Source organism: uncultured Sphingomonas sp., from assembly GCF_913776855.1.
GTDB lineage: Bacteria > Pseudomonadota > Alphaproteobacteria > Sphingomonadales > Sphingomonadaceae > Sphingomonas.
In genome coordinates this window covers 1-23,162 of the sequence record NZ_CAJYQD010000021.1, presented here as the reverse complement: position 1 = coordinate 23,162, position 23,162 = coordinate 1, and the positions used below count along the sequence as shown (strand labels likewise).

General features: G+C 67.9%; 29 protein-coding genes. 16 read left to right on the top strand and 13 right to left on the bottom strand.

Features of this window, described 5'->3' with window-relative positions; translation table 11 throughout:
* Window positions 1–133 precede the first annotated feature (133 nt).
* Complete coding sequence (locus tag QZ755_RS05415; protein ID WP_294320507.1) at window positions 134–616, top strand: RNA polymerase sigma factor; 483 nt, start codon at window positions 134–136, stop codon at window positions 614–616.
* On the top strand, window positions 613–1,305 hold the full coding sequence (locus tag QZ755_RS05410; protein WP_294320505.1) for an anti-sigma factor: 693 nt from the start codon (window positions 613–615) through the stop codon (window positions 1,303–1,305). Before QZ755_RS05415 ends, QZ755_RS05410 begins: the two co-directional genes overlap by 4 nt.
* A 281-nt stretch (window positions 1,306–1,586) precedes the next feature.
* On the opposite strand, the gene QZ755_RS05405 is transcribed toward QZ755_RS05410, so the two are convergent.
* Both QZ755_RS05405 and QZ755_RS05400 read right to left on the bottom strand, forming a co-directional pair.
* Complete coding sequence (locus tag QZ755_RS05405) at window positions 1,587–2,897, bottom strand: type II toxin-antitoxin system HipA family toxin (RefSeq protein ID WP_294320503.1); 1,311 nt, start codon at window positions 2,895–2,897, stop codon at window positions 1,587–1,589.
* Entirely contained in the window at window positions 2,897–3,148 is a 252-nt protein-coding gene (locus QZ755_RS05400) for a helix-turn-helix transcriptional regulator (RefSeq protein ID WP_294320501.1), read from the bottom strand. Before QZ755_RS05400 ends, QZ755_RS05405 begins: the two co-directional genes overlap by 1 nt.
* Window positions 3,149–3,278: 130 nt before the next feature.
* On the opposite strand from QZ755_RS05400, the gene QZ755_RS05395 reads away from it, so the two are divergent.
* Window positions 3,279–4,172: a DNA adenine methylase gene (locus QZ755_RS05395; protein WP_294320499.1), complete on the top strand. Its 894-nt coding sequence runs from the start codon at window positions 3,279–3,281 to the stop codon at window positions 4,170–4,172.
* Here QZ755_RS05395 and QZ755_RS05390 read toward each other — a convergent pair.
* The 3 genes from QZ755_RS05390 to QZ755_RS05380 all read right to left on the bottom strand — a co-directional run bounded on the left by QZ755_RS05390 (window position 4,150) and on the right by QZ755_RS05380 (window position 5,451).
* Complete coding sequence (locus tag QZ755_RS05390) at window positions 4,150–4,893, bottom strand: hypothetical protein (RefSeq protein WP_294320497.1); 744 nt, start codon at window positions 4,891–4,893, stop codon at window positions 4,150–4,152. The two genes, QZ755_RS05395 and QZ755_RS05390, sit on opposite strands and share 23 nt — an antisense overlap.
* Window positions 4,886–5,098 carry a helix-turn-helix transcriptional regulator gene (locus tag QZ755_RS05385; RefSeq protein ID WP_294320495.1) on the bottom strand — a complete coding sequence of 71 codons (213 nt, stop codon included), beginning with the start codon at window positions 5,096–5,098 and terminating at the stop codon, window positions 4,886–4,888. The genes QZ755_RS05390 and QZ755_RS05385 overlap by 8 nt, the downstream gene beginning before the upstream one ends.
* Window positions 5,099–5,202: 104 nt before the next feature.
* On the bottom strand, window positions 5,203–5,451 hold the full coding sequence (locus tag QZ755_RS05380; protein ID WP_294320493.1) for a hypothetical protein: 249 nt from the start codon (window positions 5,449–5,451) through the stop codon (window positions 5,203–5,205).
* 214 nt (window positions 5,452–5,665) lie between these two features.
* Between QZ755_RS05380 and QZ755_RS05375 the strand changes: the two genes are divergently transcribed.
* The 5 genes from QZ755_RS05375 (at window position 5,666) to QZ755_RS05355 (ending at window position 9,540) form a co-directional block, all read left to right on the top strand.
* On the top strand, window positions 5,666–5,917 hold the full coding sequence (locus QZ755_RS05375) for a hypothetical protein (RefSeq protein ID WP_294320489.1): 252 nt from the start codon (window positions 5,666–5,668) through the stop codon (window positions 5,915–5,917).
* Complete coding sequence (locus QZ755_RS05370; RefSeq protein ID WP_294320486.1) at window positions 5,914–6,396, top strand: SAM-dependent methyltransferase; 483 nt, start codon at window positions 5,914–5,916, stop codon at window positions 6,394–6,396. The genes QZ755_RS05375 and QZ755_RS05370 overlap by 4 nt, the downstream gene beginning before the upstream one ends.
* Entirely contained in the window at window positions 6,393–6,632 is a 240-nt protein-coding gene (locus tag QZ755_RS05365) for a hypothetical protein (RefSeq protein WP_294320484.1), read from the top strand. Before QZ755_RS05370 ends, QZ755_RS05365 begins: the two co-directional genes overlap by 4 nt.
* 81 nt (window positions 6,633–6,713) lie before the next feature.
* Window positions 6,714–6,974 (top strand): WGR domain-containing protein, encoded by a 261-nt coding sequence (locus QZ755_RS05360; protein WP_294320482.1) that lies wholly within the window; start codon window positions 6,714–6,716, stop codon window positions 6,972–6,974.
* Window positions 6,975–7,050: 76 nt separating this feature from the next.
* Entirely contained in the window at window positions 7,051–9,540 is a 2,490-nt protein-coding gene (locus QZ755_RS05355) for a TonB-dependent receptor (RefSeq protein WP_294320480.1), read from the top strand.
* Here QZ755_RS05355 and QZ755_RS05350 read toward each other — a convergent pair.
* The 5 genes from QZ755_RS05350 to QZ755_RS05330 form a co-directional block, all read right to left on the bottom strand.
* The gene (locus tag QZ755_RS05350) at window positions 9,510–9,803 is read right to left on the bottom strand and encodes a hypothetical protein (protein ID WP_294320478.1); all 294 of its coding nucleotides are present in this window, start codon (window positions 9,801–9,803) and stop codon (window positions 9,510–9,512) included. The genes QZ755_RS05355 and QZ755_RS05350 overlap by 31 nt on opposite strands.
* A 120-nt stretch (window positions 9,804–9,923) precedes the next feature.
* The gene (locus QZ755_RS05345) at window positions 9,924–10,211 is read right to left on the bottom strand and encodes a hypothetical protein (RefSeq protein WP_294320477.1); all 288 of its coding nucleotides are present in this window, start codon (window positions 10,209–10,211) and stop codon (window positions 9,924–9,926) included.
* Between the two features lie 145 nt (window positions 10,212–10,356).
* The gene (locus QZ755_RS05340; RefSeq protein ID WP_294320476.1) at window positions 10,357–10,833 is read right to left on the bottom strand and encodes a hypothetical protein; all 477 of its coding nucleotides are present in this window, start codon (window positions 10,831–10,833) and stop codon (window positions 10,357–10,359) included.
* A gap of 9 nt (window positions 10,834–10,842) precedes the next feature.
* The gene (locus tag QZ755_RS05335; RefSeq protein WP_294320474.1) at window positions 10,843–12,165 is read right to left on the bottom strand and encodes a PAAR domain-containing protein; all 1,323 of its coding nucleotides are present in this window, start codon (window positions 12,163–12,165) and stop codon (window positions 10,843–10,845) included.
* A gap of 16 nt (window positions 12,166–12,181) precedes the next feature.
* Window positions 12,182–12,616 carry a DcrB-related protein gene (locus QZ755_RS05330; protein ID WP_294320471.1) on the bottom strand — a complete coding sequence of 145 codons (435 nt, stop codon included), beginning with the start codon at window positions 12,614–12,616 and terminating at the stop codon, window positions 12,182–12,184.
* Window positions 12,617–12,781: 165 nt separating this feature from the next.
* Between QZ755_RS05330 and QZ755_RS05325 the strand changes: the two genes are divergently transcribed.
* Window positions 12,782–14,125 carry an AarF/ABC1/UbiB kinase family protein gene (locus tag QZ755_RS05325; protein ID WP_294320470.1) on the top strand — a complete coding sequence of 448 codons (1,344 nt, stop codon included), beginning with the start codon at window positions 12,782–12,784 and terminating at the stop codon, window positions 14,123–14,125.
* A 7-nt stretch (window positions 14,126–14,132) separates the two neighbouring features.
* On the opposite strand, the gene QZ755_RS05320 is transcribed toward QZ755_RS05325, so the two are convergent.
* Both QZ755_RS05320 and QZ755_RS05315 read right to left on the bottom strand, forming a co-directional pair.
* Window positions 14,133–14,429: a type II toxin-antitoxin system RelE/ParE family toxin gene (locus QZ755_RS05320; protein WP_294320468.1), complete on the bottom strand. Its 297-nt coding sequence runs from the start codon at window positions 14,427–14,429 to the stop codon at window positions 14,133–14,135.
* Complete coding sequence (locus tag QZ755_RS05315) at window positions 14,426–14,704, bottom strand: type II toxin-antitoxin system ParD family antitoxin (RefSeq protein WP_294320466.1); 279 nt, start codon at window positions 14,702–14,704, stop codon at window positions 14,426–14,428. The genes QZ755_RS05320 and QZ755_RS05315 overlap by 4 nt, the downstream gene beginning before the upstream one ends.
* A 365-nt stretch (window positions 14,705–15,069) precedes the next feature.
* Between QZ755_RS05315 and QZ755_RS05310 the strand changes: the two genes are divergently transcribed.
* The 6 genes from QZ755_RS05310 (at window position 15,070) to QZ755_RS05285 (ending at window position 20,550) form a co-directional block, all read left to right on the top strand.
* Complete coding sequence (locus tag QZ755_RS05310; RefSeq protein ID WP_294320464.1) at window positions 15,070–16,350, top strand: tetratricopeptide repeat protein; 1,281 nt, start codon at window positions 15,070–15,072, stop codon at window positions 16,348–16,350.
* Between the two features lie 153 nt (window positions 16,351–16,503).
* A complete protein-coding gene (locus QZ755_RS05305; RefSeq protein ID WP_294320462.1) occupies window positions 16,504–17,121 on the top strand; it encodes a helix-turn-helix transcriptional regulator in 618 nt (205 codons plus the stop codon).
* Window positions 17,122–17,224: 103 nt separating this feature from the next.
* Window positions 17,225–17,845 carry a penicillin-binding protein activator LpoB gene (locus QZ755_RS05300; protein ID WP_294320460.1) on the top strand — a complete coding sequence of 207 codons (621 nt, stop codon included), beginning with the start codon at window positions 17,225–17,227 and terminating at the stop codon, window positions 17,843–17,845.
* A gap of 22 nt (window positions 17,846–17,867) precedes the next feature.
* Window positions 17,868–19,280: a hypothetical protein gene (locus tag QZ755_RS05295; protein ID WP_294320458.1), complete on the top strand. Its 1,413-nt coding sequence runs from the start codon at window positions 17,868–17,870 to the stop codon at window positions 19,278–19,280.
* Complete coding sequence (locus tag QZ755_RS05290) at window positions 19,277–19,771, top strand: hypothetical protein (RefSeq protein WP_294320456.1); 495 nt, start codon at window positions 19,277–19,279, stop codon at window positions 19,769–19,771. Before QZ755_RS05295 ends, QZ755_RS05290 begins: the two co-directional genes overlap by 4 nt.
* A complete protein-coding gene (locus tag QZ755_RS05285; protein WP_294320454.1) occupies window positions 19,771–20,550 on the top strand; it encodes a hypothetical protein in 780 nt (259 codons plus the stop codon). The genes QZ755_RS05290 and QZ755_RS05285 overlap by 1 nt, the downstream gene beginning before the upstream one ends.
* A gap of 93 nt (window positions 20,551–20,643) precedes the next feature.
* On the opposite strand, the gene QZ755_RS05280 is transcribed toward QZ755_RS05285, so the two are convergent.
* On the bottom strand, window positions 20,644–21,810 hold the full coding sequence (locus QZ755_RS05280) for a nucleotide sugar dehydrogenase (protein WP_294320452.1): 1,167 nt from the start codon (window positions 21,808–21,810) through the stop codon (window positions 20,644–20,646).
* Window positions 21,811–22,055: 245 nt separating this feature from the next.
* Here QZ755_RS05280 and QZ755_RS05275 point away from each other — a divergent pair.
* On the top strand, window positions 22,056–23,162 hold a 1,107-nt coding region (locus tag QZ755_RS05275; protein ID WP_294320451.1), incomplete at its 3' end, for an MHYT domain-containing protein.

Genomic DNA, 23,162 nt, shown 5'->3' with positions numbered 1-23,162 from the left:
CGGCGCCTGGCATGGCCGGTAGCCGGGAGCTGTATGAACATCGTATCCGATCACCCCTAGGATTTTCCGTCACCATGCCGGATGAAACGGGTGACGCCATCCGTTTCATCCCCGAAGCCCGGAAAGGACCGTCTTGCGCTTCGAAGACGAATTGCTGACGCATCTACCCCGGTTGCGGCGTGTCGCCCATGCGCTCGCCCGTGATCGTGCCGATGCCGACGACCTGTTGCAGGCGGCGGTCGAACGCGCCCTGACCCGCCGCGACCAGTGGCAGGCCGGCACCAGGCTGGATGCCTGGGGGATTCGCATCCTGCGCAATTTGTGGATCGACACGGTCCGGGCACAGGCAAGGCGGCGCGAAACCTTCGTGCCACCGGAGGAAGGCGATGCCGTGGGACGGCACGGGGAACAGGAAATGGCGGTGGAACTGCACAATATCGGCCGGGCGATGGGCAAGCTGCCGCCGGAACAGCGCGAGGTGATCGCGCTGGTGATGGTGGAGGGCTTTGCGTATCGCGAGGCGGCGGAGATCCTCGATATTCCGATGGGCACGCTCACCTCGCGCCTGGTACGCGGGCGCGAGGCGCTGCTCGGGCATCTGGGAGAAGCGGCATGACGATCGATCCCGAAACGCTGGCCGCCTATGCCGATGGCGAGCTGGGCCCGGTCACCGCGAAGCGCGTCGAACGGGCGATGGCCGACGATCCGGCGCTGGCCGAAGAGGTGGAGCGCCACCGCGCGCTGACCGCCCGGCTGCGCGGCGCCTTTGCGGGCCTCGACGCGCAACCGATGCCCGCCGGGGTCGAGGCGCTGTTCGCGCGCGCCGACAATGTGGTGGCCTTCCCGACCCGCAAGCCCGCTTCCAGGCCGCAACGCTGGTGGGGCGCTGTCGCCGCCAGCCTCGTCGCCGGGCTGCTGCTGGGACAGCTGGTGCCGCGCACGGGCAGCGAGCTGGGGTTCGAAGGCGGCACCGCGGTCGCGCAAGGCAGCCTCGCCCACGCGCTCGACACGCAGCTCGCCTCGACCCAGGGGGCGCAGGCGCCGGTGAAGATCGGCATCACCTTCCGCGACCGCGCCGGCGCGCTGTGCCGCACGTTCGAAACCGGCACCACCGGCGGCATCGCCTGTTCGGGCGACAAGGGTCCGTGGCAGGTGCAGGCGCTGCAGGGTGGCGCGGAGGCGACCACCACCGCCTATGCCCAAGCCGGATCGCCGATGGCGGCGGTACTGGAACAGGCGCAGGCGATGGCGGCGGGCGACCCGCTCGACGCGGCGGGGGAAGCGGCTGCGCTGAAGGGGCGATAGGGCTGGCGCCGTACCCCCGCGCAGGCGGGGGTCCAGGGTTGCAGGCGTTGCGCCCCGTCGCTCTGGACCCCCGCCTGCGCGGGGGTACGCGGTTTTCTACTCCCCCGTCACCACAAACGTCATCCCAGCGCAGGCTGGGATCTCCCCATGGGGACAGGTTACGCCCGCTACAGGGAAACCCCAGCCTGCGCCGGGGCGACGAAGGGGGTGAGGTCCCCCACCCCGTTCGGTTCGAGCAGCTTCGAGCCTGTCGAGAAGCGTCCGTCGAGAACCCCTGCCGCCTACACCCCCGGCCGCAACTGGCGCAGCCGATCCCTTGCCCCTACCAGTACCGCCGCATGGATCGCTTCGGGGAAGCCCGCCGGCAGCCCGGCCTCCACCGTCGCAAAGGCCGCATCGAACCCGGCATGGAGTTCCGCCATCGCCGCTTCGACCGCCGCCGCCGACAATCCGGCAGCGCGGCCGGTCTCGACGAAATGCCGACCATGCAGATCACCGATACGATATTTACGCGACGCCCCCACCGCCATCGCCAGCTTATACTGCTTGCGCTCGATCTGCCCGGCGGCAAGGCTCGGCTGCGCGGTCAGTACGTCATAGAGCGGGGTCAGGCGGAACCGCCCGCCGGGCGACAGGAAGATGCTGAAATTCTTGGCATGGCCATCGGTCGCTCCGATCAGCCAGAACAGCATCTGCGCCTTCAGGAACGTCAGCCGGTCGCCCCCCGGATCGTCGCTGCCCGCAAGCAGCCTGGCGACGTCGGCGATCCCCGGCCCGCCCTCGCTTTCATATTTGGCTGTCGGCGGGACCGACAGCGCCTGGCACATATCCTCCTGCGGCAGGCGCAGCAGCCGCCCACCCTGGGTCCAGCGTCGATCGAAGCGCTCGACTGCCAGCACGGCGGTATCGCCGAAGCGCACGATCTCCGCCGCGTTCACCGCCAAGCCGAACGCGGCCAGCAGCTTCAGGCAGTAATATTCATTCTCGACACTGTCCGACAGGTCGATGCCGTTCGGCAGCGCGCCGATTTGGGGTTTCAGGATATGCGTCGTCGGCGTCGTGCCGATCGGCTTCATCCAGCGCCCCTCATGGTACAGCAGCGCGGTCTTTTCCTGTGCCCCTGCCACCGAGATGCGGAAGGCGGCATCGCGGTCGAGGCCCAGCGGCGCACGTGCCAGATCGGCGATGATCGTGGCGACCTCCGCATCGTCTACGGCCACGCCGGTCACGTCCATCGCATCGGGCGGTTCGACATCGTCGGGCACGAACTGCAGCGCGCCGACGCAATCGCGGCCGATTTCGCTCAGCAGGCTGAACGCATCGGTTCCCTTGGCCCCCACCCGTTCGGCGACGCGAGTGCGGATCGGACGGGAATCGGGCAGCAGGTTCTCGAACACCGCCAGCACCCGGTCACCATGATAGCCGCCGGGACGCAGCGGCAGCGACAGCGACACCGGGATCGCATTGGGCAGCGCCAGCCAGTCCTCGGCATAGGCGAACTCGATCGCCCCGCTCGCCTGCCGCGTCAGTCGCCCGACCTGGCGGTTGTTCAGAAACACGTTGAGCGGCGCGCGGGCGGGCCGGCGGGGCATCAGAACAAGTCCTCGATATCCTCGACGCTGCCTTGGGTCCGTGGCGCCACCGTCAGTTCGAGGTCGAGTGCCGCCAGCACCGCGCACAGCGTGTCGATCCGGGTGGCACCATGGCCGTTCTCGATCTGCGAGATCGTCGCCTGCCGCAACCCGGCCTGCTGCGCCAGCTGCGTCTGGCTCCACCCGCGCGACAGCCGAGTGCGGCGCAGCGCTTCGCCGAATTGGCCGGGGGTGCGGGCAAGCTGGGACATCGGACGATGATACGCTATCCCGCATATTCCGACAATATACCCCATGGCGTATAATACGGTTTTATCTACGATAGCGTATAAAGCAACGTCCCAATTGACGCATGATGACTTGAAGTAGCATGCTGCTACCATGCTTCATTCCGCACTTTCGATTCAGCCTATTCCCTATCAGGGCAGCAAGCGCGCCCTCGCCCCACGTATCTGCACCCGGTTCCCCGACCGGGTCGCGACGCTGTACGAACCCTTTGCCGGATCGGCGGCGATCACGCTGTTTGCCGCGACGCACGACCTGGCCGAACGGTTCGTGATCGGCGACATCTACGCCCCGCTGATGGACCTGTGGGCGCTGATCATCGACCATCCGGGGGAATTGGCCGAACGCTATGCCGACATCTGGCACGGCCAGTTCGCCACGCCGACCCATTTCAACGACCGTCGCGCCGAATTCAACGCGAACGGCGATCCCGTCGTGCTGCTCTATCTGGTCGCGCGCTGCGTCAAGAATGCAGTCCGCTTCAACCGGCATGGCCATTTCACCCAGTCACCCGACAAGCGGCGCACCGGCATGAAGCCCGACCGGCTCATGCGCACCGCCCACGCGGTCAGCCGCCTGCTGAAGGGGCGCACCACCCTGTTCCACGGTGATTTCCGCGATTGCGCCGCGGGCGCAGGGACGGCGGACCTGATCTATATGGACCCGCCCTACCAAGGCACGACCTATGGCCCCGACAAACGCTATGCCGCGGGGCTGGAGCGACAGCGCTTGGTCGACGCGCTGCACGATTTCGATGCGCGCGCGATTCCCTACATCCTGTCCTATGACGGCCGGATGGGCGACAAGACCTATGGCGATCCGCTGCCCGACACGATCGCTGCCGATCATCTGGCGCTGCATGCGGGACGGTCGTCACAGGCGACGATCAGCGGGCGACAGGACGAAACGGTCGAAAGCCTGTACGTCGCCCGGTCGTGCGGGACGGTCCCGACGCCGCCCGCCCGCGCTATGCGCCTAGCCGCTGCTTGATATAAGTCGCGATGTCGACGTCGGCGGCCTGTGCCGCCTGTCGCACCTGTTCGAATACCGCCACATCGTCCCCGGTCCACACCAGCTCGACCCTCCGTGAGGGCGTCTGCGCGATATGGGTATAGGCTTCCGGCGATGCCCATAGACAGGTGCGGCAGATCGCGGGATCGACGGTGTAGCGGAAATTGTCGCAATGTTCGCACGACCAGCTCTTGGCGCGGTTCGACGATGCGTCCAGCAGCATGAAGTCGGCCGGGTCGAGCGGCCCGGCATCGTCGCCCGCCACCTGATAGGGCACGCGGTGGTCGATCTGGAGATAGCGCGCGGCGATCGGTTCGCGGGTAACCGTATCCCGCTCGCCATAGATCGCGATCAGGTCCTTCTTGAACTGTTTCGAAAACGCCTTGCGCCCGCCCAGCCTGCCCGCCTTGATGTCCGCGACGTTGCCGAAGGTATAGGCCCCCATCCGCCGCCCGGTCGTCGGATGGCGAACATTGTGCGTGATCAGGGGAATCCCGTTCTCCAGCACATCGCGCGTGGCGCGGGGCGGCTGAGCATAGCCATAGCGTTCTTTCAGTTCATCCGTGGTGATGATGCCATGCTGCAGGATATGGTCGATTACCGTCCGCGCACGCTTCGCCGTGACGCTGCGGCATACTTCCAGAAATGCCTTGTCGAGCGACGCGGCCGGCGTCGTTGGAACATCCTTCAGTTCAGCCATGCGCCGCGTCCTGCAACAGGTCGGCCGGCGTCGTCTCCAGCACCACTGCCAGCGCCTCCAGCGTGGACAGGGTGATGTTGCGTTCGCAGCGTTCGACCGATCCGATATAGGTCCGGTGAAAGCCGCTGATGTCGGCCAGCTGCTCCTGCGACAGCCCCAGGCGCAGCCGCCGGTCGCGCACATTCGCGGCAACGATTTGGCGCAAGCTACCGGGTTTTTGCCGCCCATGATCCATGGACTTATGGGCGATACAAGAACACTATAAGTCTACAGACTTTAAGTAGCATTGATTGATGACGGACACTCCCCCTACCCCCGCCCCCAGCGCGGGCTGATCGCCACCTCGTCGAACAGGTGCCGCCCCAGCATCACCAGTGCCGCACCGCTGCTCGCCGCCATATAGCCGACCGCGCCCAGCCCATAGGCCAGCAACCCCGCCGATTGCGGCGGCACGTGCAGCGCATAGAGCCAGCGTAACGCAGTCCCCGCCACCGCCAGCAATACCAGTCCCGACAGCCGCAAGGCCCGGTCGGCCCGGCGCGTTCGCCATCGCTCCATGCCACGTCTCCCTCTCGAACGTGGCGCACCAGCTATCGGGCATGGCATAGCAAGACGAGAGCGATTTCCCGCTTTCGCATAGCGGCGGCATAATCGCCCGGGCCACACTATGCGCGCGCTATGCAATTCCCTGGAATCGCTCTCGAAACCCAATGCGGCGGGGCATAGCTGGCGGTGGCGGATGCAGGACATCCGACCGCAAGAGACGATTTCCATGTCACCCGAACCCCATCCGGAACCCGACGAACCGGCGACCATCTATGTCGGACAGGACGCCGCCGGCCACTGGCTGGTACAGGACAGCGGCCACCGTCTCGAAGGGCGGTTCGTGTCGCGCGATGCCGCGATCGGCTATGCCCGCGGCGAATGCCGGATGCACCATGCCTGCCTGTGCATGGCGACCGCGCCGCTGGTCCCGTGCGTATCCTTCGCGCCGCTCACCGATGGCGAACGGGTGGCGGCATGAGGACCGCCGCCCGCATCGCCCCCGCCCCGCGGCGCATGGCACCGCGCCCGGTACCGATCCGCCGCAGCGTGCGCGCCGATCCGCGCTGGCCGCACATCGTCGCCGCGTTGCAGGCCCTGCGCGACGCCCATCGCCATGCGGTGCGGATCGTCGATGCCGATTGCGCGTGCGGCACGCTGCTGATCGAGGTCGCCCGCCACGCCCGCGCGATGGGCTTCACCGCGATCGAGGGGCGCGGCATCGACGGGTCGCCGGCGCTGATCGGCCGCGCCCGCGCCGCCGCCGCCCGGCTGCACGACCCCGCCATCGGGCTGTCGTTCGACATGGCCGACATGCACACGGCACTCGCTCAGGAGGCGGAGGCCCCCGCCGACCTGCTGCTGTGGCCGGACGCGCCGCCCGCCGACGCCACCGGCATGGCGGCAGTGCTGGCGGCGGCGGCAACGCTGGTGATCGCCGATACGGAGCGGCGCGCATGACCCGCCGCGACCTGCGCTGGAAAGCGGCGGGGCTGGCGCTGTTCGCGCTGTCCTGCGCCATGGCGACGACGCTCGATGGATCGCCGCTGGCGCTTCCCTTCCTGCCGCTGGCGCTGCTGGCGCTGCCGTTGCTGGTCCATGGCAAGCGGGTCGGGCAGATGGTGCGCGCCGGATGGCGCGGCCATGGCCGGACCGTCGACATCCTCCACGCCGCCCGGCTGCACCATCGCCGCTGATTCACCCGCTCGATCGATCCTGCCCCACTGATTCAGACATTCGGTGCGACACGCCCGCGCGCCCGCGCGATAGTGGCGGCCATGAACCTGCCCTTCTCGCCCATCGAACTGACCGCCCGCGACCCCGCACGCGGCATTGCGCGGCGCTGGTCGGTGGTCGCCTGTCGCGACCTGTTCGGGACGTTGCTGGTCGAGACGCGGTGGGGCCGGATCGGCCGTGCAGGGCAGCACCGCACCTACACCTTTGCCAGCGAGGAGGCCGCCTGCGCCCATGTCCGCGCGCTGCTCGCCCGGCGTGCCCGCGCGCCCCGCCGGATCGGGGTCGGCTACAAGCCAAACTAGGGCGCGCTAAATTCCTACATTGTTGATGGACATATAGCCCTGCGCCATTCTCCCATCAAAGGCAGGGAGATTACGCATGGCATTGTCGTTGGCGCTGATTCTGGCGCAGGTCGCAGCACAGCCTGCGCCCCCGCCCGAACCGACGGTCCAGACAGCTGAGGAGGAAACTCGCGCCGACACCGGCCGCCTTGCCCCCGCCGACACCGGCGAGATCGTCGTCACCGCCCGTCGCCGCGCCGAAACGGTGCAGCAGGTGCCGATCGCGATGTCGGTGATCGGCGGCACGACGCTGGCCGATACCGGCGCCTACAACGTCAACCGCCTGACGCAGCTGCAGCCGACGCTGCAATTCTATTCGACCAACCCGCGCAACAGTGCCGCCAATATCCGCGGCTTGGGCGCACCCTTTGGTCTTACCAACGACGGGATCGAACAGGGCGTCGGCATCTATGTCGACGGGGTCTATTACAGCCGCATCGCATCGGCGACGTTCGACTTCACCGACACCGAGCGCATCGAGATCCTGCGCGGGCCGCAGGGCACGCTGTACGGCAAGAACACGACGGCGGGCGCGATCAACATCACCACGCGCAAGCCCAGCTTCACCCCCGAAGCGCGCGTCGAACTCACCACCGGCAATTACGACTTCATCCAGGCGAAGGCATCCGCCTCCGGCCCGATTATTGGCGATACGCTGGCGGTGCGCCTTTCCGCCTCGGTCACCTCGCGCCGGGGCACGATCCGCAACACGGCGCTCGGCGGCTATGCCAATGCGCAGGATAACCAGAGCGTGCGCGGGCAGTTGCTGTGGAAGCCCGCCGCCAACCTCGATGTGACGCTGTACGGCGATTACGGCCACCAGAACCCCGATTGCTGTGCGCAGATCTATGCGCGCACCGGCACGACGCAGCGCCCGCTCGCCCGCCAATATGCGGCGCTGGCCGCCGCCTTCGGCTATGCCCCGCCTTCGACGAACGCGTTCGACCGGCTGACCGACCTCGACACTCCGCTACGCGCGCGACAGGCGCTGGGCGGCGTCTCGCTGGTCGGCAATCTCGATCTGGGCGCGGCGACGCTGACCTCGGTCAGCGCGTGGCGTTTCTGGAACTGGGACCCGTCGAACGACCGCGACTTCACCGGCCTGCCGATCACCACCGTGTCGGCCAACCCGTCGCAGCAGCGCCAGTGGAGCCAGGAACTGCGCATCGCGTCGAACGGCAAGCGCACCGTCGATTACGTCGCCGGCCTGTTCTATTTCCACCAGACGATCGATACGCAGGGGTTGCAGGTGCAGGGGCCGGCGGCGTCGCGCTTCCTGCTCAACCCCGGCAATCCGCCCTTCGGCGCCAATGGCTGCGCCACCGCCACGGCCAATGCGTGCAACCCGGCGGTGCTGAACGGCCTGACCGCGCGCAACACCATCGGCTTTTCCAACACCAGCGCGGCGGTGTTCGGCAAGCTGACCTGGCACCTGACCGACGCGCTGTCGATCGCGCCGGGGCTGCGCGTCAATTACGACAAGAAGAGCGGCGATTACGTGTCGGTCGTCACCACCGGGACGGGCGCGCTGCTCAACTGTTCGGCGGCATCGCAGGCCGCCAGCAGCGTGACGCGCGACCGGTGCGGCGTACTCGCCCCGCAAAGCTATCGCCCTGATTTCGACGACTGGAACGTGTCGGGCGACGTCACCCTCGCCTATGACGTGGCGCGCGACGTCCATGCCTATGCGACCTATGCCCGCAGCTATAAGTCAGGCGGGATCAACCTGTCGGGCCTGCCGCTCGATGCCAACAACAACCCGATCCTGGCGGCGGCGCAGGTGAAGCCCGAACGGGTCAACCATTACGAAGTCGGCGTGAAGACGCAGTGGCTCGACCGGCGCATCACCGCCAACCTCGCCGCCTTCTGGACCGACATCGCCGATTATCAGGCGACGGTGACCAACGGGCAATTGGGCGTGCTGCGCGGCTATCTGGCGAATGCGCAGGCGGTCAGGACGCGCGGCGTCGAACTCGACACCGCCTTCCGCCCGACCGAGCGGCTGAACCTCTATGCCAACGCAGCCTATACCGATGCGAAATATGTCCGCTTCACCGACGCCCCCTGCCCGCCCGAACTGTCGGGCGGCACGGCGGCAGCGGCGGGCCAGATGCCCAGCGCGCCAGGCACCCCCGGCGGCATCAGCCCATCGGCGTGCGACGTGTCGGGACAACGCCTGCCCGGCATCTCGAAATGGGCGTTCAGCTATGGCGCCGAATATGCCCTGCCGGCGAAGATCGGCGATACCGATGGCAACGCCTATCTGGGTTTCGACGGCAGCTATCGCTCGCGCTTCTCGTCCAACCCCTCACCCTCGGCCTACACCTATATCGACGGCTACGGCATCGCGAACTTCCGCCTCGGCTACCGCGCGGACAAGGGGTGGAACGCGTTCCTGTGGCTGCGCAACGCCTTCGACCAGAATTATTACGAGCTGCTCGCCACCCAGTCGGGCAATACCGGCCTGATCGTCGGCCAGCCCGGCGACCCGCGCACCTATGGCGTCACGGTATCGGCATCGTTCTGAGGATCGATCGGCGGCGACACGCGGCGATCGGCATAGGCCGCCGTCCGTGTCGCCACATCGCGGGCCAACGCGATCGCGCGGGCCTCGTCGGCGCACAGGGCCGCCATCTCCTGCGCGGACAGGCGGATGGTGACGTCGTACAGCCCCACCCCGCCCGCCACCACGGTCATCAGATCACACCCGTCGTGCCGGAACAGCGTGAACATCCAGTCGGCGTTGCGGTACAGGATCATCCGAACCACCTGTCGGTCGTTGACCGGCACCAACGCTTCATTTCGCTCATGGCAGATCTCCTGCCAACTGGTCGCGCAGTCCGGAATCGGCAGCCTTCAACGGCGCGAGCCGGCGTTCGGACCGTGCAGGCAATCGTAACAGCGTGTCGATCACGTCAGTTCGGCGATCTTCGCACGGATGAATGCCTCGAACGATACCGCGACGGCACGAAACGTCGCATTGGTCGGATCAACCTCGACAACCTGCCAGTCCTGCGTGTCGAACCCGTCGTTGAAACCCTGCAGGTCGTCACCGAACAACGCCAGCGTTTCGAACCCGTCCTCGACCGCCCCATAAACGTCATCGGGTCCGACCAGACCATCGTACAACTGATAGCGATTGCCGGCAAAGCTTCCGGCACCGATCTCGGTCAGGAAATCCGCAAAATCGGTGGGCAAGCCGGGATATTCCTGCCGTAATGCCGCAATCCGCACGTCCGGTACGGGAACGAGGTCGTCATAGGGACGACCTTTCCCCTTGTCGCTGACAAGATCCCGATAGCGCGCCGATACGCTTCGGTCTGACATGGCTGTACGGCGGGGTTCAGTCATAGTCCTTCTCGTAGAAGATAGGCGGCCCCAGCGTGGCGGGATCGATCGGATCACTGCGGCACACAATCTCCGCGCCCTCCCCGCGCTCCAGCAAGGCTGGCAGATGGGATGCAATCTTCGGCGCGTCTTCGTCGAGGAACAAGGAACCCGTATCGACCAGATACAAGGCCAGCCCGTCCGTTCCCTCGCCATGCACGATCAACTCGCCACCGCCATTGTCCCCGATCGGAACCGCACCGGGTATGCTGGCCGAGACCCCATAGGCATCGTCCATCCCGATCGCCTCGTCCGGTCCCCAAAGCCGCAACTGGCTGCGGTGCTGCCACAATAGCACGAGGCCCGTCACCTCGCGCACGATTGCCAGATAGCCAGGCGGCACGTTCTCGTATTTTTTCACGAAACGATCCATATCCACCGCACTGGCAGGCGGACCGTAGGAAAATGTCCGATATTGTTCGTTCAGTTTCATAGTATACACTCAATATCCCGCCACCAGCGTGTATGGCACACCAAGTTTGTCCAGCATCTTATATTGCTGATTCATAATCTTACTGATCGTTGCGTCACTATACCCCGCAGCCTTATAGTCCTGCGCGGTATAGTTGAGTTCTTCGTTTAAGGTAGAACTCCATTTTCCCTTACCGGCGGCAACACGTGCCGCAGCGCGTGCATTCTGCCTGTTCGAAATGATAGTGTGTTCGAACGGTTTGGTCGCACCCGTCTCAATGGTCTCTGCCGGCGCCAATCGATCATCATACCCGTATTTGGAAAGATTCTGCTTGGCCCACTTCCCCTGCAGGCCATGGTTTGCTTGCAACCTGCCCCCGCCCGGTCCCTGCCCCCGTGGCTGGGGACGGGCGCCCTTATACGTCTTGTTGAAGAGGATATACGGGTCGTTGGGTGACAGCCCTTCCGATGGCGGAAGGTGGGGTTTGGTCGAAGGTGGTGGGACTCGGGGCTTGATCGAAAACGCCCCTGCGCCGTTCATGCTCAGGACGTTGGGATTGTACTGGATCTGGTAGTTCCTGTTGAACCACTGGGTGCCCTTGGTGCCCGCCGCCCCGCCCACCATGCCGCCCAGGAACCCGCCGGCCGTCTCCAGTGCGCGGGTGCCCGCTTCCGACAGGCCCAGCGCCTCGCCCAGCGCGCGGCCGGCCTTGGCACCGCCCAGCGCGCCGACCGCGCCCACCACCGCGCCGCCGATCGTCGCCGCCACCCCGACCGTCGCGATGGCGAAGGGCAAGGCCGCGATCGCCCCGGCGATGCCCAGCACCTGCAACCCGGTCACCGCCCATTGCGGCACCTCGGGATGGATCTCGACCCGCGGGTCCTGCGCGCTGTCGCCGCCGATGAAGACGTTGGGCGAAACCTTCGGCACCGACACCGCGCTGCACCCGACCTTTTCGCCTTCGCGCCCGGCCATGCCGGTATTGATGAAGACGCTCGACGATCCGGTCGCCAGCGGGATCGCGCCGCTGTCCTTGTCGCACGATGCGAACGATCCGGCGGTGAACAGCGCGGCTTTGCTATTGATGAAGACGTCGGGCGATCCGGTGACGAATTTTCCGCACGCCGGCCCCATCGACGCCTCGCCGATATACATGCCGCCCAGACCCCCGGCCGACACCATGCCCGCCGCCGCCCCGGCCGCGGCGACCAGCGCGAGGCCGCCGGTCGCGACCGTCGCCGCCACCAGCACCGCACCCACCGCCGCCCCGGCCAGCACGCCCAGCAACATGCCGGTCCCGGCATTGCTGTGCGCGATGTCGTCGCCGACGCGGGCCGCGGGCATCATCGTCATGGCGCCGCGCCCGCCGCTATCCCTGCACCGGCACGATCACCAGATCGGCCAGCCCCTGCCGGAACACCGGTTCGTGCCCGGCAAAGTCCCCCTCGGCAGCGGTAGCGGTATAGGTGACGACGACCCCGTGCGGCGCGGCGATGAAGAACACCTCCTGCCGCAACCGGCCCGCACCCGACATCCAGCTGAAATCGATGCGGAACGCGTCAAAATCATGGACCCGCCCCGGCCCTTCCCCGCGCCGGTCGAACTGTGGCAGCGTCGCGCGGAACCCGTCGATCTGGCGGTTGCAATATTCGCGGAAGGTCTCCTGCCGGCCCAGCGCGTCGCGCGCGATCACGATGGTCGGCGCGATCGCCTGTCCGGGGGCCAGCGGCGCGGCATGGACGACCATGCTCTTGTCGATCCAACCCGGCGGCATCCTGCCCGTCACGGTCACCGGTGCTTCCACCAACCTGCTCCTGTCGTCCGTTCGGTGGCGCAAGCGTACCCGACAATGATCGCCCCTGCCAATCGGCAAGTGCCGCCCTTCGGGGCGGACGGTGGCGCGGTCCCGACGAGCTACCCCTTCGCACCCCCGCCGGAACCCTTCCCCCGCCCGCTCGCTCCACCCCCCATGACCGACGAACCCCTTCGCCCCGGCCGCGCCGTGCCCAGCGGCCGCCTCTCCCGCCTGTCCGGTTTCGGGCGTCTTGCCGGCGGGATCGCGGGCGGGATGCTGGCGGAGGGCGCGCGGCGCATCGCCAGCGGGGAACGGCCACGCATGGGCGACCTGATCCTCACGCCTGCCAATGCGAAGCGCATGGCCGACCGGCTGTCGCACCTGCGCGGCGCGGCGATGAAACTGGGGCAGATGATCTCGATGGATGCCGGCGACCTGCTCCCGCCCGAACTCGCCACCATCCTCGCCACCTTACGCAACCAGGGGCAGACCATGCCCCCGGCCCAGCTCGACAAATTGCTGATCGCCGAATGGGGACCGGACTGGCGGGGCAAGCTCGCCAAGTTCGATGCCAATCCGATCGCCGCCGCCTCGATCGGGCAGGTGCATCGTGCCGAGCTGGCCGATGGCCGGCGCCTTGCGATCAAGGTGCAATATCCCGGCGTGCGCGAAAGCATCGATGCCGATGTCGATAACGTCGCCACGCTGCTGCGCGTGTCCAACCTGTTGCCGCGCGAACTGGACCTCAAACCGTTGCTGGCCGAGGCGAAACGGCAACTGGCCGACGAAGCCGATTACGCGCGCGAAGCCGACGCGATGCGCCGCTATGCCGATCGGCTTGCGGGCGATCCACGCTATGCGGTGCCGCGCCCGGTCGAGGCGCTGACCACCCCCCGCATCCTGGCGATGGATTATCTCGACGGCACCCCGATCGAGGGGCTGGCGACCGCGCCGCAGCCGACCCGCGACGCGGCAATGACCGCGCTGATCGATCTGGTGCTGCGCGAGTTGTTCGAGTTCGCCGAGATGCAGACCGACCCCAATTTCGCCAATTACCGCTGGCAGGCGGACAGCGGTCGCATCGTCCTGCTCGATTTCGGCGCGACGCGGCCGGTGCCGGCGGACACCGCCGATGCCTACCGCCGCCTGATCGCCGCCGGCCTGGCGCACGACCGCGACACCATCCGCGACGTGGCGGTCGAAACCGGCTTCCTCGGCGCAGCGGCGGTGCGCGCCCACCGCCCGGCGGTCGACCGGATCATCGCCGCTGTCGACGAGGCGATGGCGCGGCCCGGCCCGTTCGACTTCGGCGACCGTGCCTTCGTGCCGGTGGTGCGCGAAGAGGCAAAGGCCCTCGCCGCCGATCGCGCGACCTGGCACGTACCGCATGTCGAAACCCTGTTCGTCCAGCGCAAGATCAGCGGGACGGCGCTGCTCGGCGCCCGGTTGAAGGCGCGGGTCGACGTGCGGGGGATGGCGGCTGAAGCGACAGGTAGGAATGTCGACATGTCGACATGAAGATCGATCAGCGCAATCCCAATGCCCGGTCGAGGTCGCGGCCGGGTTCGAGAAAGCGCAGCACGATCACGCGGTCGATGCGAACGGCATAGAGGATGGCATGGCGGCGGTACGACCGACGACGGATCCCCCGTCGTTCGTACCGGGGAATGAGGGGATAACCATGCGGCAGGCCGGCAAGCGCCTTTGCGGCTTGGCTGAGTTCCTTGACGAAACTGATCGCGCGGGACGGATTATCGTTCGCAATCCATAGCGCGATGCGCCTCAGGTCGGACTGCGCTTCCGGCGTGATGACGACCCTCATTCGGGTGCTCGACCAACCCCTTGTTCCAATTCGGCGATCAGGTCGCCACAGACGGCGTCAAGGTCGCGGACCCGCCCGGCATCGGCATCAGCAAGTCCGCGTTTGATCGACTGGTCGAGCGCCTGCAACCACGCGTCGACATCCGCGTCCTCCGCCTGATCGCGCCGGATCAGGTCGCGTACATAATCGCTTGCGCTGGCATAGTCTCCCGTATCGATCCGGCGCTGCACAAAGGCTCGCATCGGGTCAGGCAGGGATATGTTCATCGACACCATCGGTCGTCTCCTGGACAGAATGGCAATATATGCCATCTTGGTAGGGCGGACAATCGACGCCTTGACGCTTTCCTACACGCCGCCACCCCGTCACGGTCGTTCCGCCACGCGTCCAGCCCCGCCCGCCCCGCACCGGGACAGGCCTGGAACCGCATGGTGCGCAAACCGCGCACGAGTGTGAACTTTGTGAACTTTGGCGCCGTCCGCGCCCTCTGGACCGGTCGGACAACCGCCGGTATCGCTGGGACCGATCGCTGCGGGGGCAGGGTGCGATGGGGCAGATGATGGGGCAGGCCGGGGGGCCGACGGACAGGATCGAGGGGTGGAAATCCATCGCAGGCCATCTGGGCCGCGATCGGTCCACCGTGATCCGCTGGGCGCGCGAACGGGGGTTGCCGGTCCATGCCCTGCCCGGTGGCAAGGCGCGCAGCGTCTATGCCCTTGCCGCCGAACTCGACGCCTGGATGTCCGGACAGGGCGCGCTGGCCGACCGCCCCGAACCGGTCCCGCCACCGCCCGCCCCGCCCGAACCGGCGGCAGTCGAACCGGGGCCGGTACCCGCCCCGGTCGCCCGGTGCCGCTGGCCGTGGGTGGCGGGGGTCGCCGCGCTGCTGCTGGCCGGGGGCGTGGTGGGTGCCGGGCGCTGGTCCGCGACGCCGGCGACGCTCGACGGTGCCGCCCATGCCCGCTTCGTGGCGGCGCGCGACGATGTCGCGCTGCGCGCCGCCCCCCGGCTGCGCCATGCCATCGCGACGCTTGGCTCGCTTGCCCGCGACCATCCCGGCAATGCCCCGGTGCAGGAGGCGCTGGCCGAGGCATGGCTGCTGGCGCGCGAGTTCGGATCGGCCCCCGATGCGCAGGCCTTTGCCCGCGCACGGGCGGCGGCGGCGGCGGCGCGTGCGATCGACCCCGCCTCCGCCGTCGCCGACCGGGTCGATGCGGTTGCCGCCTATTGGTGGGACCGCGATCCGGCCCGCGCCGGACGGCTGTTCCGCCGCGCGATCGGCCATGCCCCGAACGATCCGCTGGCGCATCTGTGGTATGCCAACATCCTGGCCGACAATGGCGAGGATGCGGCGGCGCTGCGCGAGTTCGATGCCGCGCGGATGCTTGCCCCCGGTGCGCCGTGGCTGCTGGCCGATTATGGCTGGGGCCTGTGGTCGGCGGGGCGCACGGCGGAGGGGGAGGCGCTGCTCGACACCCTCGCCGCGCAGCATCCGGCCCTGTCGAGCGTACAGGACTGCCTGAGCGTCATGGCGCTCGCGCAGGGGGACCTGCCCGGCTATGTCCGCCATCTGGTCGAGCGCGCCCGGCTGCGCGACGAACGCGAACTGATTGCCTATGGCGCGGCGCTGGGGCGCACGCTGGATCGCAACGACCCCGACGCGGTGCAGGCGGTGATGCTCAGCCGGGCGATCGCCTTTGCCCAGAATACCGACCGGCCCGACCATAGCTGGCCCGCCTTCGTCGCGGCGATGGCGGGCGATCGGGGCGCATTGCTGGCGATCCTGGGCGATGCCCGCGCGCGGGGCGAACGCTGGGGCGCGGCGGGGTTCGTCCGCCGCATCCGTACGCGCTTCGCCGGCGACACCACCGTGTCGCGCGCGCTGGACGCACTGGCGCAGGACCGTATCGAACCGGCCTGAGCGGTTGTTTGGAAACGCGCGAGGGAGCGAGTTTCAATACGGCCCCCTCCCGCACCACGCAATGCGACGCATTGCGACACGATGCGACCGGCCTTCGCGACCGCCGCCCGCTAAACCTTTCCCCGTTGGGGCAAGGGGTTCGGGGGAACCGATATGGCAGGGACGAACGTCGTCGCGATCGCAGGCGCCGTGCGGGAGCGTGAGGGGGCGGAACCGGGGCGCGATGCCTATTGGCAGGGACAGGTCGACCATCGTGACGATGCGATGGCGCTGATCGACCGCGACGGGCGGACGCTGGCCACCACGGCGGCGTTCGATGCGCTGCTGGGCACGGCACCGTGGAGCGGGGCGGCGGGCGAACAGGCCCGGATCGACGCCGCGATCGGCCGCGCCACGGCACGGGTCGCGCCGGCAGCGGCGGCAGCGCGGTTTCGCCGGGGGGGCGACACGCTGATCCTGATCGTCCGGCCGATCCCGTGGGCGACGCGGCTGCTCCATGCGCCGGCGGGGGTGGCGGTGGCGACGCTGCTCGCACCCAATCGCCGCCCCGCGCCCGAGCCGCAGCTGTGGCAGGAGGCGTTCGACCTGACGCCTGCCGAAACAACGCTGGCGACGCTCCTGATGGCCGGGCATTCGCTCGAATCCGCCGCCGCCGCGCGCGACTGCCGCCCGGCGACGCTGCGCGTCCATCTGCGCCATATCTTCCTGAAGACCGGGGTATCGCGACAGTCCGAACTGGTCGCGCTGCTGGGCCGGATGGGCCGTGGATAGGGGCGTACCCCAAATGGCGTACATGCTTCGGTGTATGTCGCGTGGCCGGCCCGTGCGCGATGATGCCCCCGGATTTGGGGGGAGCGGGATGCGGAGTTCGTTGATGATTGCGGCGGTCATGCTGGCCGCCCTGGCGCCGGTCGACGGCGCATCGGCCCAGCGCAACCGGCGCGGCACGCAGGCGACCGAGCTGGACCCGACCGGGCGCGGCGCGATCTTCGGCGTCGGGCTGGAATCGCGCGACATCGACATGATCGCCGACCAGATCGTGCGCGACCTGCTGTCGCGCCCCGACATCGTCGGCACGCCGACCCCGCCGCGTATCGTCGTCGACAGCGAAAAATTCTACAACGACAGCTCGCAGCGGATCGACCGCGACATGGTGACCGGGGCGCTGCGCGCCAGCCTCAGCCGGGCCGCCGCCGGGCGCATCCGCTTCGTCAGCCGGGAATCGATGGACATCGTGATGCGCGAGCGCGAGCTGAAGCGCACCGGCGTCGCCGACACCGGCACCCGCGGCATGACGCAGGGCGTGTCGGGCGTCGATTACCAGCTGGTCGGCAAGATGAGCTCGCTCGATTCCCGCGACATGAAATCGGGCCTGGTCCAGCGCCGGACGCAGGTCGTGTTCGAACTGGTCGACCTCGAAACCGGCGACCTGCCGTGGACCAGCCAACCCTACGTCATCCTGCGCGCCGCGGGTGACGACGTCGTCTATCGCTGAACCTGATTCGGGGGGATTTTCCATGCGTCGTTTCATCACCGCCGCCAGCCTGATCGCACTGCTGGCCACGCCGTCCATCGCCACGCCGCCGCAGGATGCTGCGGCACCCACCGCCCAGCCTGCCGACCCCGCCGCCGCCAAGGAAGCGGCGCGCGCTGCGAAGGCCGCCGCCAAGGCGGAGGAACGCCGGATGCGCGAGCTGCGCGCGAAATATGGCGAAGGCCCCTATCCCGACCAGATCGCGGCCTATGCCGATGCGCGCCCCGAACCGCTGCGCCCGCTCTACCGCACACTCTATACCGGCGGTGAACGCAATGCGGTGCTGAATTTCCAGCGGCTCGGCCTCTCCGCGTTCGAGGGCGGCTTCTACAAGGACGCGGCATGGGCGTTCGACCAGGCGCTGGGCCGGATCGAGACGATCTATGCCAACAACCCGCAGGCGGCGACCGCGCGGTCGGTGTTCCACAATGAATCGAACAAGGATTACAAGGGCGAGCCGTACGAGCGCGCCATGGCCTATTATTATCGCGGGCTGCTGTACCTGCGCGACGGCGATTACCAGAATGCGCGCATCGCGTTCGACAATGCCGAACGGATGGACACGCTGTCCGATGCGGAGGAGTTCCAGAGCGACTTCGCCGCGATGAACTATCTCCAGGGCTGGAGCCGGCGCTGCGAAGGCCGCGGCGACAGCAAGGCGAACGAATATTTCGCGCTGGCGGCCAAGGCGCAGAAGGGCCTGACCGCCCCGGCCGAAGGTGACAATATCCTGTTCATCGCCGAACTGGGCAACGGCCCCGTCAAGGCGCGCGACGCGGCCCAGGCGCAGAAGCTGCTGTTCCAGGCGGGCGAGGCCTATCCCGAAACGCTCGCCACCGTCACCTACGGCCCCGCCGGCACCCCCGTCACGCTGCCGCTGATCGAGGCGAGCAGCGTCACCTATCAGGCGACGACCCGCGGCGGCCGCGCGATCGACGGGCTGATGAACGGCAAGGCGAACTGGAAGGAAGGGACCGATGCCGTCGGTACCGCGCTGATGACGCAGAGCCTGATGGGCGGCGACAGCAGCGGCTATGGCGCGCTGCTCGGCCTCGGCCTGTCCATCCTGTCCGGCGCGATGAAGACCAATGCCGACATCCGCGCCTGGGACGGGCTGCCCGACCGGATCATGATCGGCACGGCGAAGTCCGCATCGCCCGACTGGACCTATAATGTCGCCTATGCCGGCGAAAAGGGTCCGGTCGAGGTGAAGGGGATGACGATGCGCGCCGATGCCAAGGGGTGCGGCATCGTGTGGCTGCGCTCGCGTCCCGCCGTCTATGGCGAGGCCGTGGTGGGTGAGGATGCCGGCGTTGCCGCGTCGCAGGCGCGCAAGAAGCCGGTGATCCTGAAGAACAAGGCGTTCCGCACCGCCCTCGAAAGCCAGACGCTGTGAGGATCGCCCCCGTCTCCGCTGTGGCCCTGGGCGCCGCCGCCGTGCTGCTGTCGGGGCTGGTCCCCGACGCACCGGTCGCGGCGCGCGAAAACCGCCCGCTCAAATGCCGGATCGGCGCGGCGCGGCGCGCGCAGGCTCCGGTCGGCCCGGCGCTGGTCGCCAATGTGCCGCGCGCGATGACCCCGGTATCGCTCGATGCGGTGCAGATGAACGACCGGGTGTGGAAGAAGGTGGTGGTCGAGGGGCTGTTCGCCCGTCGCACCCCCACCGACACGCTGGAGGTGATGGCCCGCCTGGTGAACTGTACCAAGGACCCGCTGGTGGTCGAGGTGCGCTCGTCCTTCCTCGACGCGGGGCAGGCGCCGACCGAGCCGACCTCGGTCTGGCGGGTGGTGCATATCGCGCCGCTGTCGATGGCGACCTATCAGGAACGCTCGACCGCGACCGACGCGGTCGCCCATTATCTGATCGAACTGCGCAGCGACCAGTGATGCGCGCCCTGCCCCCGATCGTTCCGCCCCTCCTCGCGCTGCTGGTCGCCGCTGCGCCCGCCCATGGCCAATGGCGCGACGGGCGCCCGCCGATGGCTGTCCCCGGACAGGGGATGCGCGCGGGGCAACCCGTAACGCTGGACGCGCCCCCGCCCGCCGCCGATCCCGACCGCGCGACGATCGACCGTTTCGCCGCCGCCTATGCCCGTGCCGGCCACCCGCGTGTCGCCCTGCTGTGGAACCGCGAACTGACCGCCGAGGTGGAGACCGGGCGCGAGGAGGTGGCGACGCTGCATGTCGAACGCGAGCCGGGCCATCTCGACGCCGAACTGCGCAGCACGACGCGTAGCCATGACAGCGGCGCGCGGGCGGCGGCGGCCGACGAAGGCGCCGATTTCGACATGGAACGTGGCCTCGCCGACGCCCTGTCGGGGGCGGGCGTCCGCCTGATCGACCGGACCGCGATCCTGCGCACCGGGGCGCTGGGGGCCGATACGGCCAATGTCCAGGCGATCGAAACCCGCGCGCTGCTGGGCAAGGCGGAATGGACGCTGGAGGTCGTGGCGATGAACGACGGTCGCTGGCGGATCGTCGCGCGTGATCTGGCGAGCGGACAGGTGGTGGCGCGCGGCGTCAGCGCCGGCCGCCCGACCCCGCGCCCGATGCCCTGGGTCGCGGGCGAACGCGGCTTCGTCCGCGCGACCGCCCCCGATGCCGGACCCTATGCGGTGGGCCGCCAGATCGCGCTCGACGCGATGAAGGCCCTCGCCCGCCGTTGACCCGCTTCGCCGCCGCGCATGGTCCCGGCGCGGCGGCGGGGGCATGAGGCCCCATGATCCTGCCCGTTCCGAGGAGGAGCGTGCCGCCCGGCCTCAATCCGTGCCGAAGATGTCCCGCGTGAACAGCTTGGTCCCGATATCAGCCAGTTCGGGCGCGGCGCGGTTGGCGATCACAACGTCGCAATCCGCCTTGAACGCGTCGAGGTCCTTGACCACCCGCGACCCGAAGAAGCTGTCCTCGTGGAGCGAGGGTTCGTACACGACGACCTCGATCCCCTTGGCCTTTACCCGCTTCATGATCCCCTGGATCGACGACTGGCGGAAATTGTCCGACCCGGCCTTCATCGTCAGGCGATAGACGCCGACCCGCTTCGGGCGGCGGGCGATGATCTGGTCGGCCAGGAAGTCCTTGCGCGTGCGGTTCGCATCGACGATCGCGCGGATCAGGTTCTGCGGGACTTCGGAATAATTGGCCAGCAGCTGCTTGGTATCCTTGGGCAAGCAATAGCCGCCATAGCCGAAGCTGGGGTTGTTATAATGATTGCCCACCCGCGGATCGAGGCCGACGCCCTCGATGATCTGGCGCGTGTTCATGCCGCCGGCGATCGCATAGCTGTCGAGTTCGTTGAAGAAGGCGACGCGCATCGCGAGGAAGGTATTGGCGAACAGCTTGATCGCCTCCGCCTCGCGCGTGTCGGTGAACAGGATGGGCGCATCCTTCTTTTCCGCGCCCTGCAACAACAGGTCGGCAAAGATGCGCGCCCGGTCCGACCGTTCGCCGACGATGATCCGCGACGGGTGGAGATTGTCGTACAGCGCGCGACCCTCGCGCAGGAATTCGGGGCTGAAGACGACGTTCGGCGCGTTCAGCCGCACCCGAACGTCATCGACGAAGCCGACCGGGATCGTCGACTTGATGACGACCGTCGCCTGGGGGGCATGTTCGGTCGCCAGCCTGATGACCGCCTCGACCGAGCCGGTGTTGAACTTGTCGGTTTCGACATCATAGTTGGTCGGCGTCGCCACGATGACGTAATCGGCGCCGCCCAGGGCGACAGCGGCATCGGTCGTCGCGGTCAGGTCGAGCGTCCGTTCGGCGAGGAACCCCTCCAGCTCGGCATCGATGATCGGCGACTTGCGATCATTGACCAGCGCGACGCGCTCTTGCGAAATGTCGACGGCGACGACTTCGTTATGCTGTGCCAGCAGCACCGCGTTCGACATGCCGACATAGCCGAGGCCAAAAACCGCGATCTTCATGGGGTATCCTTCGTCCACCCGGCCCTTTGCCGCACACTGTCCCGCCTAGCCGCTCCAACCGGCGATCAACAAGCCCTTTAAGCCCGGAGCGGACACGTTGATATTGCGGCGCAGCACGCCGAGCGGGAAAAGTTCCGCGACATTCCGGATTTGTACCGTATCGTACCTTTGATACCGCTACCGCAACGAAATAACATTTCGTTTAGAAACGCAAGTGTAACGGCCGGATGAACGGAGTCCGGCATATGCGTTTCCTAACCTGCCTGACCGAAGAGCATAACCTTGCGCTGGTCGGGCTGGCGGCGTGGTTCTGCCTTGTCGGGTCGATGATCACCATCCGGCTGCTCGACCGCATCCGCCATGCCGAACGCGGCACCCGGATGGCGTGGGTGTTCCTGGGCGGGGCGGCGACGGGGGCGACCATCTGGTGTACCCATTTCATCGCGATGATCGCGTATCAGCCGGGGGTCGAGGTCGCGTACGAACCGCGGCTGACCGGCGTATCGCTGCTGCTTGCGATCTTCGGCAGCGCCGGCGCGCTGCACCTGACCACCCGGCGCTGGCGTCCGTCGGCCGCGCTGGGCGGGGCGCTGTTCGGACTGACGGTCAGCGTGATGCATTATGTCGGGATGCAGGCATTCGTCGCGCGCGGCATGGTGCGCTGGTCGCATGGCTATGTCGCGGTGTCGGTGCTGTTCGCGGTGGCGCTGGGGGCGCTGGCGTTCGACCGGGCGCGGGCTACCGGGCGGTTTGCCGGGCCGTGGTGGGCGTCGGGCATGATGGTCGCCAGCATCGTGCTGCTGCACTTCACCGGCATGGCGGCGATGGTCGTCACCCCCTTTGCCCCTGCGGTCGGCCAAGTCGGGTCGAGTACCGCGACGATCGTAATGGCGATCGCGGTCGCCGGGGTCGGCACGCTGGTCGTGGGCACCGGCCTTGCCACCTATATCCTCGATGCGCAGGCCCGCGCCGACACCCGCCGGCGGCTGCGTGAGTTGCTGGAGAGCAATGTCGACGGCATGGTCATCGTGCAGGGCGGCACGGTGCTGGCGGTCAACGCCGCCTTTACCACGCTGGTCGGCAGCGATGCGGCGGTGATCGGGCAACCGTTGTCGCGCTGGATCGCCGATATCGCCACCGCCGATCCCGACCGGATCGCCCAGCTGACGCTGACCGCGCAGGACGGCACCGAAATCCCGGTCGAGATCGCGATCCGTTTCGACCAGCGTCGCGCCTGTCCGCAGACCATCTATTCGATCCGCGACCTGCGCGCCCGCATCGCGCAGGAACGCCGCATCGCCCATCTGGCGCGCAACGACAGCCTGACCGGCCTGCCCAACCGCACCTCGTTC